Source organism: Parafannyhessea sp. (assembly GCF_051876455.1).
GTDB lineage: Bacteria > Actinomycetota > Coriobacteriia > Coriobacteriales > Atopobiaceae > Parafannyhessea.
Genome location: NZ_JBJEHW010000091.1, coordinates 1 through 15,693, shown reverse-complemented (window position 1 = coordinate 15,693; position 15,693 = coordinate 1). Strand labels below are relative to the sequence as shown.

The following is a 15,693-nucleotide window of genomic DNA, read 5'->3' as shown; positions in this document are numbered from 1 at the left end:
TCGTCCACCAGCGGCCCGACGAGCTCGCGCCTGCGGCCGACGTTCTTCTGTACCTGCGCCGGGGTCTCCCGCACGTAGGTCATCATCGTAATGTTGGAAAGGTCCTCTGCCATGGCTTCCTCCTCAGTCTGCAAGAATGCGTGCCCCGCCCGTGCCTAGCCGCGCTCGACGATGCCCCTCAGCATCTGCCACACGCCGAAGATCGCGACGGCCGCTGCGGCAACGTAGTTGACGGTGAGCGTGGCGCCCGTGAAGCCCTGGGCGCGCGCATTCACGACCATGAGGCAGCAGCACGCGATTCCGCCGAGCCCGTACACGATCCCCTGCACGAGGCTCATGCGCCGGCGGACGGGCAGCGCCGCGTCGTCATCCGGGGCGACCTCGAGGCTGGTCAGGAAGTGGTAGTAGAACAGGTAGCTCATCAGCAGGATGAGGGCGACGGGCACCGCCACCAGCGCGACGAAGCTCTTGGTGAAGACCCAAACCAGCGCGCCGGCCGCCACGCCCAGCACGTAGCGCGACCGGTACATCGTGCACGTGCGCTGCTGCGACGCGTCCAGGTAGAAGCTGTGCCTGAGCCACGCGTTGCTGTAGACCGCGCGGCCGTCCTTCGCCACACCGTACGTGGCCGTCCTGTTCATGCTGCACCCCAATCCGCGCCGCGGGCCGCGGCGCCACGTTCTTCTCACCCCTCCATTGTGAGCGTTGCGGCGGCGTCCCGCGCAAAGATTTTTATGTCTGCGCATATTTGGCCGCATCGAAAGCAGCGTTGCGAAAAAGACCTGCCGAGACGTTGTGAAACCGTGAGAATATAGGATATTGCATGCAGCGCGCGAATGCGGTTGATTCTGGTACGAACGCATCGCACACCGACGCAAACGCAACGCTCACCTAGTTCTGAAACAAATCTGTAACATAACAAAACAAATCAAAGTAACCTGAATCCCGTCATTTTGAGGGCGAGAAGGACTGGATACTCTGCCCCAGCCTTCCCGTGGGTCCACATCTTGCTAAGGGGGATGGGATGGTTTCTATTCGCAAGGCGGGCGGCGCCATCGTCGCGGGCCTCATGCTCGCCGCGAGCCTGGGACAGGCCGTGGCGCCAACCGTGGCGACGGCCGCCACGACCACGGCGTCGCAGTCGGCCACGCAGTCCGAGGCCAAGGCCACGTTCACGCGCACGGACGCCGCGTACGACGGCACGTCGGCCCCGATGATCTCCATGATCGAGGGACGCGAGTTCAGGGCGGTCGCGCCGGTCGAGGGCAAGAGCCTGTCCGAGCTCAAGAGGCTCGTCAAGGGCGGCAAGGTCAGCTGGACGCTCAGCCGCGGCAAGGGCCAGTTCAGCAAGAAGACCTACCCCAACCAGTGGCTGGGCGGCAAGCTGTCCGACTGGAAGACCGTGGCGACCAAGGACGGCGCCGCGGAGGGCGGCAACGGCATCACCACGGACGAGAAGGTCCGCAAGTCCCGCGACTTCCTCTATGACGTGAGGGTGTCCGCGCAGGAGGTCGACGGCACACCCTCCATCGTGCTGACGTTCAAGAACCGCGAGCTCTACGAGGGACTCGACGGGATCGACGTGCGCTCGCGCGAGTTCGTGCGCGCGTCCATGTACGACTACGTGGGCACCTACAAGCTCGCCTGCGACGTCGACGGCACGCAGGCTGCCTCGACCGACGTGACGCTCCGCCCCTACGACGTGTTCGCCACGCAGACCGACATCGACGCGGAGCTTCCCAAGCTCGCCAAGGAGGCCAGGGCCAACGGCCTCTACGCCGAGGTCCGCACCTTCGGCACCTCCGCCAAGGGCCGCCCGATGCGCGCGCTCTTCGTTGCGAAGCAGAAGTCCGACCTCTCCGACTACCAGGCGCTCAAGCAGCGGATGGAGAAGGACCCGGCATCCGTGCAGGCGGACCTTGCCGCAGGCAAGCTCAGCTACAAGGTGCCCGTCGTCTACAGCAACGTCCACGCGGACGAGATCGTCGCGTCCGACGCCGTAATGCAGTTCGCACGCGACCTCGTGGCCAACAAGCCCGTGGAGTACCGCCGCGCCACCGGCCTCACCTCCGACGGCAAGGCCGAGCTCAAGACCGAGATGGACCACGACCGCACCGTGTGGAGCGACCTCATCAAGGACGACGTCCAGGGCATAGGCTACATCCGCGGCGACGGCGGCAAGGGCCACGGCACCAACTACGACGGCGCGGACACGGACACCGCCTCCTCCGACCTGAGCGACGCGGAGTTCGACAAGTACTACGACTCCGACACGCAGACCTTCGACCCCTCCAAGTCGCTGGACGACGTGTTCTACATCCTCGTCCCGAGCGAGAACGTGGACGCCCGCACGGACGACGTCCGCACCAACGGCAACGGCTTCGACCTCAACCGCGACAACACGTACCAGACCCAGCCCGAGACCCAGGCCATGAGCGGCCTCATCAGCGAGTGGGACCCCATCTCGCTCCACGAGGTCCACGGCTACTACCAGCAGTTCCAGGTCGAGCCCTGCTCGCCCACGCACGACCCCAACAACGAGTACGACCTCTTTATCGACACGGCGCTCGCGCAGGGCGAGGCGTTCATGGGCGCGGCCATCGCCAACAACCCCACGATCAACTCCGTCCAGATGCCCATGCGCGACTACCTCAAGCTCGAGGACGATGGCACCCGCTTCTGGGAGGCGCCCTTCGACGACATGTCGACCAGCTACACGCCGCAGTACGCCATGATGCACGGCACCAACGCCTACACCGTCGAGGCGCCCTACGGCACCGCGGACGCGGTCGATGCGCTGCGCTACGGCTTCATGGGCAACGCCGGCTTCGTGGCCCAGAACAAGGACCGCATGTTCAACAACCAGCTCGAGCGCTTCCGCCGCGGCGTCCAGAACATCGACGCCGACTCCATCCGCCCCTACTACGTCAACCAGAAGGACGAGAAGGGCGCGGAGGCCGACACATTCCGCCCCCGCGACAGCAAGGATGTCAACGGCAAGACCAACGGCAACTTCTTCCCGGAGTACTACGTCATCCCCATGGACTCCAAGCTGCAGAGGAACCGCGCCGCGGCCGCCGAGACCATCGACTTCCTCATCCACAACGACGTCAAGGTGAGCCAGACCACCAAGGCCGTCAAGGTGGGCGAGAAGAGCTACCCCGCGGGCACGATCGTGGTGGACATGCACCAGGCCAAGCGCAACATGGCCAACTGCGCCCTCTATCCCAACCTCGTGATAAGCGACTGGACCGCCGGCTCGCTCTACAGCGAGCCCGTCACGAACTTCTCGCAGTTCCGCGGCTTTGACATGGACACGATCCGCACGGCCGGGTCCTTCTCGTCCGCCGGTATGAGGGAGGTCGACAAGGCCCCCAAGCAGCGGAGCGAGGTCAAGGGCAAGGGCGGCTACGCCGTGATCAAGAACAACGGGCTCGAGGCCATCAAGGCCGTGAACGCCCTGCTCAAGGATGGCAAGACCGTGGGCCTCGTGACCGAGGGCAAGCACGAGGGCGACTACGTGGTGGATTCCGACGACCTGGTCAAGGTCAAGGGCGACTACGTCCTGACCGTGAGCGAGGTCGACGAGGCCCCCACGGCCAAGAGGATCGACGGCTCCATCAAGGCCTACGTCCCCAAGGCGTACGCCAAGTTCCAGAAGGACGCCGCGGGCAACAAGGTGGGCATGGCGGACTACGAGAACCGCCTCAACACCAACGGCAACTGGGACGACTTCGCGCTCGCCAAGCAGATGGGCTTCGAGCTGACCGACGACCTGGACGAGGCGACCATCATCGTGGGCAGCCAGTACCCCGTCAACGCCAAGGCCGTGGCGGCCAAGGTCAAGTCCGGCACGCCCTACGTCGCGTACACGGCGGACGCCCTGCAGTTCGTGAAGGACTACAAGCTCGCGGGCAAGTTCTCGTTCACGCCGAGCGACGGCGACTGGCTGGGCTTTGACGCCTTCGGCACCGTCGAGTTCCCCAAGTCGGACATCATCACGGCCACCTACGCCAACGAGGGCGACCACCTGATGTACGGCTACGGCGGAGGCTACATCAAGAAGGCCCCGGAGGGCTCCAAGGTGCTCGTCAAGACCACGGACGATCCGCTGATCGAGGGCTTCATGCCCAAGGACGACATCAAGAAGTACCAGGACACGATTCAGGCCGTCGACTACCAGAAGGACGGCCGAGACATCGCCCTCTTCGCGAACACCCTCACGAACAAGGCGCACCAGCAGGACGACTACCGCTACCTCACGGCCGCGGTCTATTCCAAGCAGCTCGACGGCGACTTTGCCGCCTCGCAGGGCCAGGGCAACGGGACGATTGTCGCGGTGGTCTGCGTGGTCGTGGTCGCGGGCGTGGCCTACGCCGTCGTCCGCAGACGCAAGGCCAGCGCAAACGCGGCGTCCGACGCGGGCGAGAAGGACGATGAGGCCTAGGCAGCCGCCGTGGGCGGCGGGTGCTACCGCCTGCCGCCCAAACGCGACCGCCCGCGCGGTTGAGCACGGATTCGTGTACATCTTCCGTCCGAACTGGGCAATACTGACAGTGACCAAAAAGAGCCGCACGTAAAGTTGGTCGGCGGCCGGAGCGGGAGGTGATGCCAGTGAACAGAGACGAGTGCCATCCTCGGTCCTTCGCGGAAGGCATCGCGCGTCCCGTCTACGCTTAGCGGGCAGGTAGAGAGCCCATCGTCAGCGGAATGAGATTCGCACAGTCTTCGAGCAGACAGACGGCAGAACCGGTCGACCGCGAAGGTACCTGAACGCCACCCGATGAGGCGTTGAGCGTCACGCAGGTCCCCGGAGTTCCGGGCGAGTTAAGTTGGTCAGTTGGACAAGCTCTGTTAGGGGGAGAGTCCAAAGGGCAGGTAAAGGTAACACCCCTCGAGGGGGCGGCCAAGGTGCCGCCCCCTTTGCTTTGTGCCGCATGCCGGCTGATCGGTCGTCGTGGAACGATTTTGGGTGTTTTACGGGCTTTTGCGCATAAAGGGGAGAAGGGCTGCCCTTGGTGCCGCGGAGCGGGTGCTCCATGTTAGAATTTCGCACCATTGCGAAGGTGCCTATCACCCGGGTGCGGGTACCGCTCGTGTAACAGCAGGTACCAATTTGCCTGAATATGCGCTAAATTAATAGCGTGAAAATGAAATTTATCTAGTGGATGAATTTCAATCTCTATCGCAAACAATCAGTCACAAGGGAAGTCGCCATGCCAACGGATACCAACAGGAGCGAGGTAGTCTATCGACCCTTTGCGGATGACGACTTCGACTCGGTCGCGAGGATCTGTGCGCGCACGTGGGCCTCGGACGTCGAGGGCGTCTACGACCGCATCACCTTTGGCAGGGTCTTCACGGCAGGCTCTCTCAGGCGCTCGCAGTTCTCGATCGTGGCCCAGAGGGGACTCAAGGTCGTGGGCGCCTGCTTTGGCGGCTTCACGAAGGACGGTGCCATACAGAAGGACGAGCGCTGGGACGAGCGCTTCGAGGAGCTGATGGGACCCGCGCGCAAGCGCGCGAAGATCGGCGGTCCCAACGTCGAGGAGCTGCTCTTCAGCAGGCTCAGGATGTACACGACGGCCGACGTCTTCATCTCGCGCGGCTACAGCAACGCCGACGCGGAGCTCAACCTCTGCGTGGTCGACCCCTCGGCCAGGGGCAACGGCATCGGGTCCGCCCTCCTGGAGGAGGCCGTGATGCGCTTCTGCGAGCACAACTGCAGGGGCTTCTTCACCATGATGACCAAGGACTCGGACTGCGAGTTCTCCGAGCGCAACGGGCTCAGGCTCATCCAGGAGAAGCGCGGCATCTACGGCGACCCCAACGCGGGCGTCATCTACCTGTACGGCCGCAGGCTCTAGCCAGGGGCGCCAGGCGGATGCCCCCGCCGTCGACGGTGGTATCCTGTTTCGGCAAGCCAGCGGCGCGGCGGGCCCTCCGCCGCGGGAGAGCCAGACGGTGATTGAACATGATGCACATAAGCCATGCGATCCTGCATGCCTTCGACTTCGAGTCGGGAAGCACGTCCTTCTCGCAGCGCGAGCTTGACCTCGACACGCGTGCGACCAAGTCGTACGTGCAGCGCTACATGCGCAAGATCAGCTCGAACGCGGAGAGCCGACACGGCCAGTTCTCGGAGCAGAGCGGCTTCGCGGACGCGCTCCACGGCTACGTGGCCGGCCAGGTGGGCTTCACGGAGATCTCGCAGCAGGTGGCGCAGTACCTCTGGGAGGAGCTCCGCCGCTGCGACGACCTGGAGGAGTGCGACCTCCTGGTGTGCGACTTCACGGACACGCAGGACATGAAGGCCAAGGCCGACCAGGCGGGCGGCGGCGCGGTGGCACAGGCGATGGCCGAGGCTGCGGCCGAGGCGCCGGACCTGGAGGACCTGAGCCGCAGGTACTTTGCGGCCGTCCTTCTCCCCAGGAAGCAGGCGTTCATCCACGAGCTGGGCGCGGACGCGATGGGCGCCCCGCAGAACCAGATCCTTCGCCAGGACTCCACGCTGCCGAGCCCCACGCAGAAGGTCGACAGCTACGTGCTGGTGGACCTGGGCGACTTCAGCATTGACTTCCACGACAAGGTGCGCACCGTGGGCACTCAGGAGCGTCAGGTCATTCCCGAGGGGCTGCTCCAGTGCAGCGTGCAGGCGTCGAGCCGCGAGGTGGTCGAGGCGGTCGAGAAGATCGTGGCGGACGTAGCCGAGGAGGCCGGCGTCAACGTGACGGAGGCCGTCGCCCACGCAAAGGCCGTGGTGCAGTCGAGCGCGGAGGTCGACGAGTCCTTTGCGCCGGAGACCGTGGGCAAGAAGGTCTTCGAGGACGAACCGGAGCTGCAGGAGCGTTACGAGCAGGTCTCGCGCGAGAAGGAGCTTCCCGAGGAGGTGCCCGTCAAGCGCGGCGTCGCCAACCGCCTGGCAAAGAACCACAAGATAAAGACCGACACGGGCATCGAGATCACGTTCCCCTCGCAGTACGCTTCGGACTCCAACTACATCGAGTTCACGACCGACGCGGATGGCTACGTGTCCATCCTCATCAAGAACGTCGGGAAGATAGAGAACAAGTAGCCGCACGGGCGTCCGCGCGGCGGAGGGGAGAGGGACATGGTCAGCCTGCTGGTGCTCGTCCGTCACGGGGACGCGGAGCCCAAGGGCGCGGACGGCGACAAGGCGCGCCGGCTCACGCCGGAGGGGCTCAAGCGACTGCGGAAGTCCTACCCGAGCCTGTTTGCCGACTTCGAGGCGCGCGGCAGCCTGGAGCTCTGGGTGAGCCCCGCCGTCCGCGCGCAGATGACCGCGGAGGTCGTGGCCGATGCCCTGGGAGTCGACGCGAACGAGGCGATCCCGCACGAGTCGCTGTACGACCAGGACGACGAGGCCTTCCTGGGCGAGCTGCGCGCGTCGGACGCCGGCACGATCGTGGCGGTGGGTCACGTGCCCTTCATGCGGGACATGGTCGAGTGGCTGTGCGGCGAGGACCTGCCGTTCCACAAGGGCGCCGTCGCGGCGATAGAGTTCCCGACGGGCAGGATTGCCAGGGGAGAGGCGCGCCTGCTCTGGCTCCGAGAGGCGTAGCGGCGCGGCAGAGTTGATGGCGAGGCGCCTCTCCCCGCTCTACCTAGTGTTGCGTCGCGCGAGCAGTCTGGCACATTGGCTGGGGGAGAGCTTTGGTACTTGCGAGTTGTTGAAGGCCGAGATGTCACTCGATACGATGCAGTCGCATTTATTGACAAGAGCACATTCTGCGACGACCGCATCGTCGTAGTCTGGTTCGGCGGAGTTCTGCTGAGCGCGCGAGCAGACGAGGCCGTCGACGGCTGCGATTTCGCAGGTCTCGAGGACCTCGCCTCTCATCCATCTCGCGAGGCTCCTCCTTTGCTCTGCGCTAGGGAAAACGGCTTTGAACGCCTTGTTGTTCTCGATAACGTAGGAGGCATCCACGAGGGATGTGCTGCAGACGAGAGCTTGATCGCTACGCTCTGACAGGCAGCCCATGATGGCTCGCATGCTCGTGGACCGTTCCGGAGAACGGTTGGAGAAGAGGTCGAGGAGCGCATTGGTGTCCAGAAGGATGCGCATTAGACATCGCCCCTTTCCGCAAGTGTCTCAGCGACGGACTCGTCGGTGGCGTTTGAGAGATCGGCCTTGGCAAGTGGACTGTTCTCTATTGCCCTGACCAAGCGAGAGAACTTGTTGTCAGACATGTCTTCCACCTCGTATTCGTCAGTTTTTACGAACTCCGGCACGTCACCGAGGTACACGATGTACTCGTACACCTTTCGGACGAGCTCGCTCTCCGTGACGTTTGCCCTTTTCAACACGTCCCCCGCCTGCTTCTTAAGAGCGGGGTCGAGACGTGCCGTAACCATGGAAGTGGCTGCCATAGTGGCCTCCGTGTGACAATCAGGTATGATGCCATGTATTATAGAAGTCGTAATACGCATTTTCAACATGTATTACGCTCATTTGCGTGGCTGGTCAAAACGGGATGCCGACTGACGGGCTGAAACCCGCCAGTCGGCATCCCGTTGCATGTGCGTGCTCGTGCGTGGTGGGTTACTCCCGCTTGAGGACCTCGTTCATGGAGCCGGAGCGGAAGCCGGCGAGGTCGCAGGTCACGTAGGCAAAGCCGAGCTCGCGCAGGTGGGAGGTGACCCTGTGGCGCGTTTCGGGCTCCATGAGGCGCACGATGTCGCCCTCGGGAACCTCGATCCTCGCGATGAGACCCTCCGCGCCGTGGACGCGAACGCGGAGCTGGCCGAAGCCCAGGCTGTGGAGGAAGTCCTCCGCCTTGCCGATGCGCTCGAGCTTTTGGATAGTGATCTTCTCGCCGTACGCGACGCGCGACGAGAGGCATGCGGCGCTTGGCCTGTCCCAGGTGGGGAGGCCCATCTGGCGCGAGAGCTCGCGAATCTCGGCCTTGGTGAGGTGCGCGTGGCGAAGCGGGCTCTTGACGTTGAGCTCCTCGAGCGCGCGCAGGCCCGGCCGCCAGTCGCCCAGGTCGTCCTGGTTGGTGCCGTCGGCCACGAAGTGCAGGTCGTGCGCGTCCGCGACGAGCTTGAGCTCCGAGAAGAGCGCGTGCTTGCAGGTGTAGCAGCGGTCCGGGTGGTTGTCCGCGAAGCCCGGGACCTCGAGCTCGTCGTACTCGATCACGACCTGGGGAATGCCCAGGCGCCTGCAGAGCTCGCTTGCGTCCGCCAGCTCCTGCGGGCGCATGCCGCGGATGCACGCGGTGAGCGCGAGCATGTGGTCGCCGAGCGTGTCGTGCGCGACCTTGGCGAGGAAGGTGGAGTCGACCCCGCCGGAGAACGCGACCGCAACGCTGCCGAGCTGGCGCAGGTACGCGCGCAGGTCTTGCAGCTTCCTTTGGAGCTCGCCTCTTGGCTCCCCTTGCGTCTCGCCCATGGTGACCTCCCCGTGCCGCCCGTGCTCGGCGGCGACGCAGCGACGTTGTCTTGCGATTGTATCGCGCGGCGCGTTTCGTCAACTCCCGTTATCACGAATTTAACCTACGCACAGCGGGTGCCGTCGCGTAGAATCTCCTGTCCCCGGCGGAGGGGTTGGGAGTCGCATGGGTTGGCTTGCGTTGCGGGGCATGTGGGCGATCGTGGCGATGGCGGCGGCTGTCGGAGCGGGCGTGGGGGCCGCCTCCGTCCGCGCCGCGGGAGCCTGGGGAGCCGGTGGCGGTGGCGGCGTGGCCAGCGTCCGTCCGGGCGTCGCAAGCTGCTTTGCGGGAGCGCTCGCGGGCGCCTTGGTGCTGGGCGTGGAGGCATGGTCGCTCGCGGGCGCGGGCGGAGGCGCGTGGGCTGCGCCGGGCGAGGCGGCGTCGGCGCTCGCGCTGTGTTGCTGCCTGGTGTGGGCCTCTGTGTTCGACCTCGCGTGGATGCGCATTCCCAACGGGTGCCTCGCCGTCGCCGCGGCAGTGCGGGTGGCCTGCCTCATGTGGGACGGGGCGCTGGGGGGCGCGGGTCTCGGCCCCGCGGTGCTTGGGGCAATGGGGTGCCTGCTTGTGGCCGTGGGCGTGGCGTGCGTTGCCACGGCCTTCTCGCTCACGGCGGCACGCATGCTGGGGGAGGGCTGCGTGGGTGCAGGGGACGTCAAGCTCGTGGCCGTGGCGAGCATGTACCTTGGCCCCGCCCAGATGACGCTCATGCTTGCACTTGCCTGCGCGCTCGGCGTGGGGCTCGCACTTGTCTGGAGACGGTGGGTGCGCGTGCCGCTCGGGCTGCGGCGGGTTTGGAAGGCGCAAGCGGGCGCCCGCACGCCGGGGGGAGGTGACGTGCGGGTGCCGTTTCGTGGGGATGTCTTTCCGTGGGGCCCTGCGCTTGGCGTGGGGTGTTGGATCGCGCTCGCATTGGGCGAGGCGGGCGCCGGCCAGCTGCTGGGCCTCTTGTAGCCGCTAGCCGAGGCCGAACAGTCCCTTGAAGAACGAGACGATGGCCGCGAAGAACTGCTGGATCGAGGCACCGCCTTCGGAGTTGGTCGAGCCCGAGGCAGCGGTGGAGCTGCCTGACGCGTCCGTGGTGGTGGAGCTGCCCGTGGCGGAGGACGTGGAGTTGGCGGTCTCCATGGTGAAGGCCGTGCTCGTGCCGTAGGCCTCGTCGAACGCGGAGCGGTCGATCGTGCTGGTCGCGAGGGTGCCCGCGCCGGAGGGGTCGTAGTTGGTCGAGTACGTGCCATTGACGGTGACCGTCACGTCGGACGTGCCCTCGACCACGGTCTGGCCGTTGCAGACGATGGTGACCGTCTTGCCGTCGGAGTCGACGACCTTGCCGCCCTTGGCGACCGTGAGGTTTGACACGGTGGAGTTTGCCGTGACGACCCAGGTGGAGGTCTTGTCCACGTTCACGTTGAGCGGGGAGTCCGACGTGGACGCCGTCGCGTTCTTCTTGACGGCGGCAGCGCCGCTCCAGGTGCTCGAGTCCGTGAGGTACACGTCCACCTTGCTGATGGTGTCGGCCTCGATGTTGCCGGACATGGTCTCGCCGATGCCGGTGAACGTGACCGTGGCGCCGTTGGAGCCCGCGGTGCCCCAGCTGTTGGAGTCGTTGCCCGCGGCGAGCAGCAGGTCCGCCTTGGTCGAGTCGAAGTCGAGCTTCGTGTTGGAGAGGACGATGCTCGCCGTGGTGTTGGTGCAGTAGAACATGGAGCCCGAGGCGATGGAGCTCCTCAAGGTGGAGTTCGCGGCCTGGAAGCTGGCCTTCTCGCCCGTCGTGGTGTCCGCGTCGCCCGAGGTGGACTGGTAGATGATGACGCCATTGGCCACGGGGTCGGACGCGGTCTTGCCGGTCTGGGTGCTCGAGAGCGTGGAGTTGTTGATGAGGATGGTGTTGAGCCCCTCCATGCCGGCGATCTGGCTGCCCGAGGCCAGGCCCGTGACGTTGTTGGCCTCGACGTCGCCCGTGGAGTACAGGAGCGGCGAGCCCGAGCCGGCGGTGGTGAGCGTGGAGTTGGTGACGGAGACGCTGCCACCGCCTCGGTCCGTGGCGAGGGCGGCGCTGTGGTCGCCCTTGGTGGTGATGGCCATCCTGTTTGCCACGATCGTGCCGCCGTACGTGGCGTCGAGGCCGCGCGAGTTGTCCGCCGTCGTCTTGACGCTGGTGCCGTTGGCGTAGGCCGTCGCGGAGTCCGTCGCGAAGATGCCGTTGGAGCCCTCGCTCGTGGCGGAGAGCGTGCCCTTGGACACCTTTGCCGTGGAGCCGGAGCCCACGGCGAGCAGGATCGAGTTCACGCCGTAGAAGTTGCAGTTGTCGCCGTTGCCGTCGTCACCGGACTTGGTGAGGGTGGGACTCGTGAGCGTGAGCGTGCCGCCGTTCTGCACGAGGGCGACGTTCTTGTCCGCGGAGGTGGACGAGAGGGACTTGCCCTTGGAGCTGACGCTCTGGCCGTTGGCCGCGAGCGTGGCGGAGTAGCTGCCCGCGTAGTCGTAGCTCTGCGTGTTGGCGCCGCCACCTCCCTGGCCGCCGCCCGAGGGCATGCTGGGGGGCGTGCCGGCGGATGACGCCGCCGCGGTGCCGGTGGAGGTTCCCCCGGCCGCGATGGCCGGCGCGGGCACGAGCGTCGCGACCATGGCGCCCGTCACGACGATGGCGCCCGCCCTGCGGATGAGCTCGTGGCAGTCGCGTGCGCCGAATGCCCCGCCCTGGCTTGCGGTGAGGTCCTGGGTATGCCTGCCGAGTCGGTTGGCCATGTCCTTCTCCCTCGTCCGGGTGCCACCGTCCGTTGTGGTTGCCACAACAGTGATACCGCTACCGAACCGTGCGTATGCGCTGGTGGGGGCGGTGACATGCGACGGGCGCAATGCTTCCGCCAATCTGTATGGGAGCTTTTGGCAAGCTGAAGACGCCTCCCGGGAACCCGCGACGGGGCTCCCGGGAGGCGCGATGCGGACACGCTGTAAGCCGTTGGCTACAGGATCATCATGGCCACCGTGAGGATGACGACGGAGAGGACGCCTATGACCACGATGGGCTTCCACGACCAGCGCAGGTACGTGCCGTAGCCCACGTGCGCGAGCATGAGGCCCGGCAGGAAGATGGCCGTGGGCGAGAACAGGTTGGCGAGGCCGTTGGCCGCGACGAAGATCATCACGACGACGTCGGGCGAGAAGTGCAGGACCTGCGCCAGCGGCCCCATGATGGGCATGGAGACCGACGCCAGGGCGGAGGTGGAGGTGATGATGACGGAGAGGCCCAGGTAGACCAGGTAGCAGAGCGGCGTGAAGACCGCGGCCGAGAGGCCCTTGAGGCTGTGGGACGCCGAGGTGAGGATGAGCTGGTCGAGGCCGGACATGTTCATGAGGAGCTCGATGGAGCGCGAGAGGCCCACGACGAGCGCGACGCCCACCATATCGCCCGCGCCGCCGATGAAGGCGTCCACGGCCTCGGCCTCGGACAGGTGCGCGACGAGCGCGATCACGATGGCCATCACGAAGAACCAGGTGCTCGCCTCGTTGAAGTACCAGTCGCCGATGGAGGCGCCGGTGAGCCAGCCGGTCCAGCTCTGCGAGTCCTCGACGGTCTGGGTGGTCTTGACGCTCGTGCCCTTGGAGACGGACGTGATCTCGCCGTAGTCGCCCGTCATGTCGTCGTTTCCGTTCCAGTCGCTCTCGACCTGCTTGCCGGAGAGCTGCTGGGTCTGCTCGTGGGAGGAGGCGCCCGCGTCGAACACGTTGATGCCGAAGTCCTTCCAGGGCACGAAGCCGCAGATCATGACCACGAACGTGAGCGCGAAGAGCACGAGGGTGACCTTCTGCGTGCGGGAGAGGGTGGAGTTCTCCTTGGTGAGGAGCCCCTTTCCTCCGTTCCTGCCGAAGTCCCTCTCGCAGGCCTCGCGCTCCTGGAGCGACAGGATGGACGAGCCCTTGTCGCGCTGGATCCTCTTGGCGTAGCGCAGGATGAAGAAGAGCGAGACGCAGTACGCCATGACGCAGAGGATGGCGCCCAGCGCGATGATGACGACCTGGTTGCACTCGATTCCCTTGTCGTGCAGGGTCGCGATGGCGACGCCGTTGGCGAAGGGGTTGACGGTGGAGCCGAGGCAGCCGACGCCCGCGCCGAAGAGCACCGTGGCGGAGGACACCATCGTGTCGTACCCGGCGAGGTACATGACGGAGCCGAGCAGCGCGTAGAACGGGATGGTCTCCTCGCAGAAGCCGTAGGCGGAGCCCAGGACCGCGAAGATTGCCATGATCACGGGTACGAGGACGAGCTCGCGGCCCTCGAGGCGCCTCACGAGCGCGCGGATGCCGGTCTCGATGGCGCCGACCTTGTTGACGATGCCCATGCACCCGCCGAATATGAGCAGGAAGAGCGAGATCTCGATGCCGTCGAGCACGCCCTTGACCGGGCTGCTGATGATGTCCGACACCTTGACCGCCTTGATGGCGGGCGTGAAGCGCGCCATGACCATGGTGAGGATGCCGATGGCCACGGTGATGATGAGGAGGATGGTGTAGGACGAGAGCATCTGGTGCTTGCGCTTCTTGCGCGCGCCCTGCCCCGCGTCCTGGGGCAAGTTCTTCTCGCCCGCGTCCGAGCCCGCCGATCCTGTGTCTGGGCCGCCCATGGTGCGAGCCCCCTTCCGTCTGCCACGCCCGGTGCCGCGTGGCGTCCCGAGTGGCTATTGCCGTCCCACCGCAGGCGGCTCGCTAGGAACACAAGGGTCGAGTGTAGGTTTGTGAACGGTTGGTTTCCTTAAGATTGCGTAAACATTTCCGCCAGCGGGGGCGTTGGGTCCGTCGGCAGGCGGCGCGGATGCGGTCGCCAACGGGCCCGGCAGTGGTAAAGTAACGTAGACTCGCCAGCTGCCGCCCAAGTGGCGCTAGCATGTCATGGCGTATGAACGACGCGCCCACACGCAGATCAAACGAACGGGGGACGCTTTTGGAGCCCAAGAACCTCACTCGCCGCAGCGCGCTCAGGCTGCTGCTCGGCGCCGGCATGGCGACGCTCGCGCCGCGCATGGCCCTTGCCGTGGACCAGAGCGACGTCGACGCGACGAACTCCAAGATCGATGCCAACGAGAAGCAGGTCCAGAAGGTGCAGGCGGAGCTCGACGACATCGCCTCCCAGTACGAGGCCCTGTCGAAGAAGCAGTCTGACACGCTCGACCAGATCGAGCAGACGCAGGACAAGATCGACTCCGTCGAGAAGGACATCTCCAAGAAGGAGAAGGAGCTCGAGACCAAGAGGGAGCGCCTCGGCAAGCGCATGTCCGAGAACTACAAGTCCGGCTCCACGAGTATGCTGGACGTGCTCTTCTCGTCCTCGACCTTTGAGGAGTTCGAGTCGAACGTCTATTACATGGACAAGATCAGCGAGTCCGACAGCAACATGATCGAGGAGGTCAAGGGCCTGAAGGAGGAGCTGGAGAGCCAGAGGGACACCCTCAAGACCCAGAAGGCCCAGCTCGAGACCCTGAGCACGACGCAGAAGTCGCAGCTCAAGCAGATGGAGGCCAAGCAGCAGGAGACCCAGAAGATCCTGAGCGACCTCTCGGACCAGCAGAAGCAGCTCATGGCGCAGCGCGACAGCGAGCTCGAGGCCATGGCGAAGGAGAAGGCCGAGCAAGCCGCCGCCGCGAAGGCAGCCGCTGCCGCGGCAAGGGCGAGCTCCGGCGCCGCGGCGGGCAACGTGACGGGCACCATCAGCGACGGCGGGGCCACGACGGGTTCGCAGCAGGCCGTGGTGAACGCCTGCCGCACCACGCCCTCGCCGGGACTGGGGCTCTGCGCCATGTGGGTCTCGCAGGTGTTCAACAACGCCGGGCTGGGGTACGCCAGCGGCAACGCCTGCGACATGTACAACGCCTGGTGCACGAGCTCGAACAGGGGAGACCTCAAGCCCGGCATGATCGTGGCCGTGTCGAGCCACTCGCACACCGCCGCCGGCAGGATCTACGGCCACATTGGCATCTACGTGGGCGGCGGCGTGATGATGGACAACGTGGGCTACATCAGGACCATCAACGTGAACGACTGGATCTCCTACTACGGCACGACCGTAACCCCGCGCTGGGGCTGGCTCATGGGCATCAAGCTGGCCTGACGCAATCAAGTGCGATTAACGAGAAGGGCCCGTCCGGCGCGCGTGCGAGCTGCGCCGGACGGGCCCTTTGCGAGCCGCGCGGCCTACACCACGAAGAGCAGCGCGGAGAGCGTGATGCACGTGGCGCCCGCGAGCACG

The 15,693-nt window shown here is 65.6% G+C and carries 12 protein-coding genes; 6 read left to right on the top strand and 6 right to left on the bottom strand.

All coding sequences use genetic code 11. The annotated features are described in order from the left end of the window. Positions 1-155 precede the first annotated feature (155 nt). Positions 156-641, bottom strand: a complete 486-nt coding sequence (locus ACI38Z_RS04190; protein WP_439788934.1) for a hypothetical protein — start codon at positions 639-641, stop codon at positions 156-158. Between the two features lie 383 nt (positions 642-1,024). On the opposite strand from ACI38Z_RS04190, the gene ACI38Z_RS04185 reads away from it, so the two are divergent. The 4 genes from ACI38Z_RS04185 (at position 1,025) to ACI38Z_RS04170 (ending at position 7,582) form a co-directional block, all read left to right on the top strand. After that, complete coding sequence (locus ACI38Z_RS04185) at positions 1,025-4,447, top strand: M14 family metallopeptidase (RefSeq protein WP_439788933.1); 3,423 nt, start codon at positions 1,025-1,027, stop codon at positions 4,445-4,447. 769 nt (positions 4,448-5,216) lie between these two features. After that, positions 5,217-5,867 carry a GNAT family N-acetyltransferase gene (locus ACI38Z_RS04180; RefSeq protein WP_439788932.1) on the top strand — a complete coding sequence of 217 codons (651 nt, stop codon included), beginning with the start codon at positions 5,217-5,219 and terminating at the stop codon, positions 5,865-5,867. 107 nt (positions 5,868-5,974) lie between these two features. Beyond that, entirely contained in the window at positions 5,975-7,075 is a 1,101-nt protein-coding gene (locus tag ACI38Z_RS04175; protein WP_439788931.1) for a nucleoid-associated protein, read from the top strand. Between the two features lie 36 nt (positions 7,076-7,111). After that, positions 7,112-7,582: a SixA phosphatase family protein gene (locus tag ACI38Z_RS04170; RefSeq protein ID WP_439788930.1), complete on the top strand. Its 471-nt coding sequence runs from the start codon at positions 7,112-7,114 to the stop codon at positions 7,580-7,582. Between the two features lie 39 nt (positions 7,583-7,621). Here ACI38Z_RS04170 and ACI38Z_RS04165 read toward each other — a convergent pair whose 3' ends face one another. The 3 genes from ACI38Z_RS04165 to larE form a co-directional block, all read right to left on the bottom strand. Continuing rightward, a complete protein-coding gene (locus ACI38Z_RS04165) occupies positions 7,622-8,086 on the bottom strand; it encodes a type II toxin-antitoxin system VapC family toxin (RefSeq protein ID WP_439788929.1) in 465 nt (154 codons plus the stop codon). Then, a complete protein-coding gene (locus ACI38Z_RS04160) occupies positions 8,086-8,391 on the bottom strand; it encodes a hypothetical protein (protein ID WP_439788928.1) in 306 nt (101 codons plus the stop codon). The genes ACI38Z_RS04165 and ACI38Z_RS04160 overlap by 1 nt, the downstream gene beginning before the upstream one ends. A 172-nt stretch (positions 8,392-8,563) precedes the next feature. After that, complete coding sequence (gene larE, locus ACI38Z_RS04155) at positions 8,564-9,412, bottom strand: ATP-dependent sacrificial sulfur transferase LarE (protein WP_439788926.1); 849 nt, start codon at positions 9,410-9,412, stop codon at positions 8,564-8,566. A 166-nt stretch (positions 9,413-9,578) separates the two neighbouring features. On the opposite strand from larE, the gene ACI38Z_RS04150 reads away from it, so the two are divergent. Next, the gene (locus ACI38Z_RS04150) at positions 9,579-10,403 is read left to right on the top strand and encodes a prepilin peptidase (protein ID WP_439788925.1); all 825 of its coding nucleotides are present in this window, start codon (positions 9,579-9,581) and stop codon (positions 10,401-10,403) included. 3 nt (positions 10,404-10,406) lie between these two features. Here the strand turns inward: ACI38Z_RS04150 and ACI38Z_RS04145 are convergent, their stop codons facing one another. Both ACI38Z_RS04145 and ACI38Z_RS04140 read right to left on the bottom strand, forming a co-directional pair. Further along, positions 10,407-12,197 carry a hypothetical protein gene (locus ACI38Z_RS04145; RefSeq protein WP_439788924.1) on the bottom strand — a complete coding sequence of 597 codons (1,791 nt, stop codon included), beginning with the start codon at positions 12,195-12,197 and terminating at the stop codon, positions 10,407-10,409. Positions 12,198-12,415: 218 nt separating this feature from the next. Then, positions 12,416-14,074: a YfcC family protein gene (locus tag ACI38Z_RS04140; RefSeq protein ID WP_439788923.1), complete on the bottom strand. Its 1,659-nt coding sequence runs from the start codon at positions 14,072-14,074 to the stop codon at positions 12,416-12,418. A gap of 317 nt (positions 14,075-14,391) precedes the next feature. On the opposite strand from ACI38Z_RS04140, the gene ACI38Z_RS04135 reads away from it, so the two are divergent. Further along, on the top strand, positions 14,392-15,555 hold the full coding sequence (locus ACI38Z_RS04135) for a coiled-coil domain-containing protein (RefSeq protein WP_439788922.1): 1,164 nt from the start codon (positions 14,392-14,394) through the stop codon (positions 15,553-15,555). The last annotated feature ends 138 nt before the right edge of the window (positions 15,556-15,693 follow it).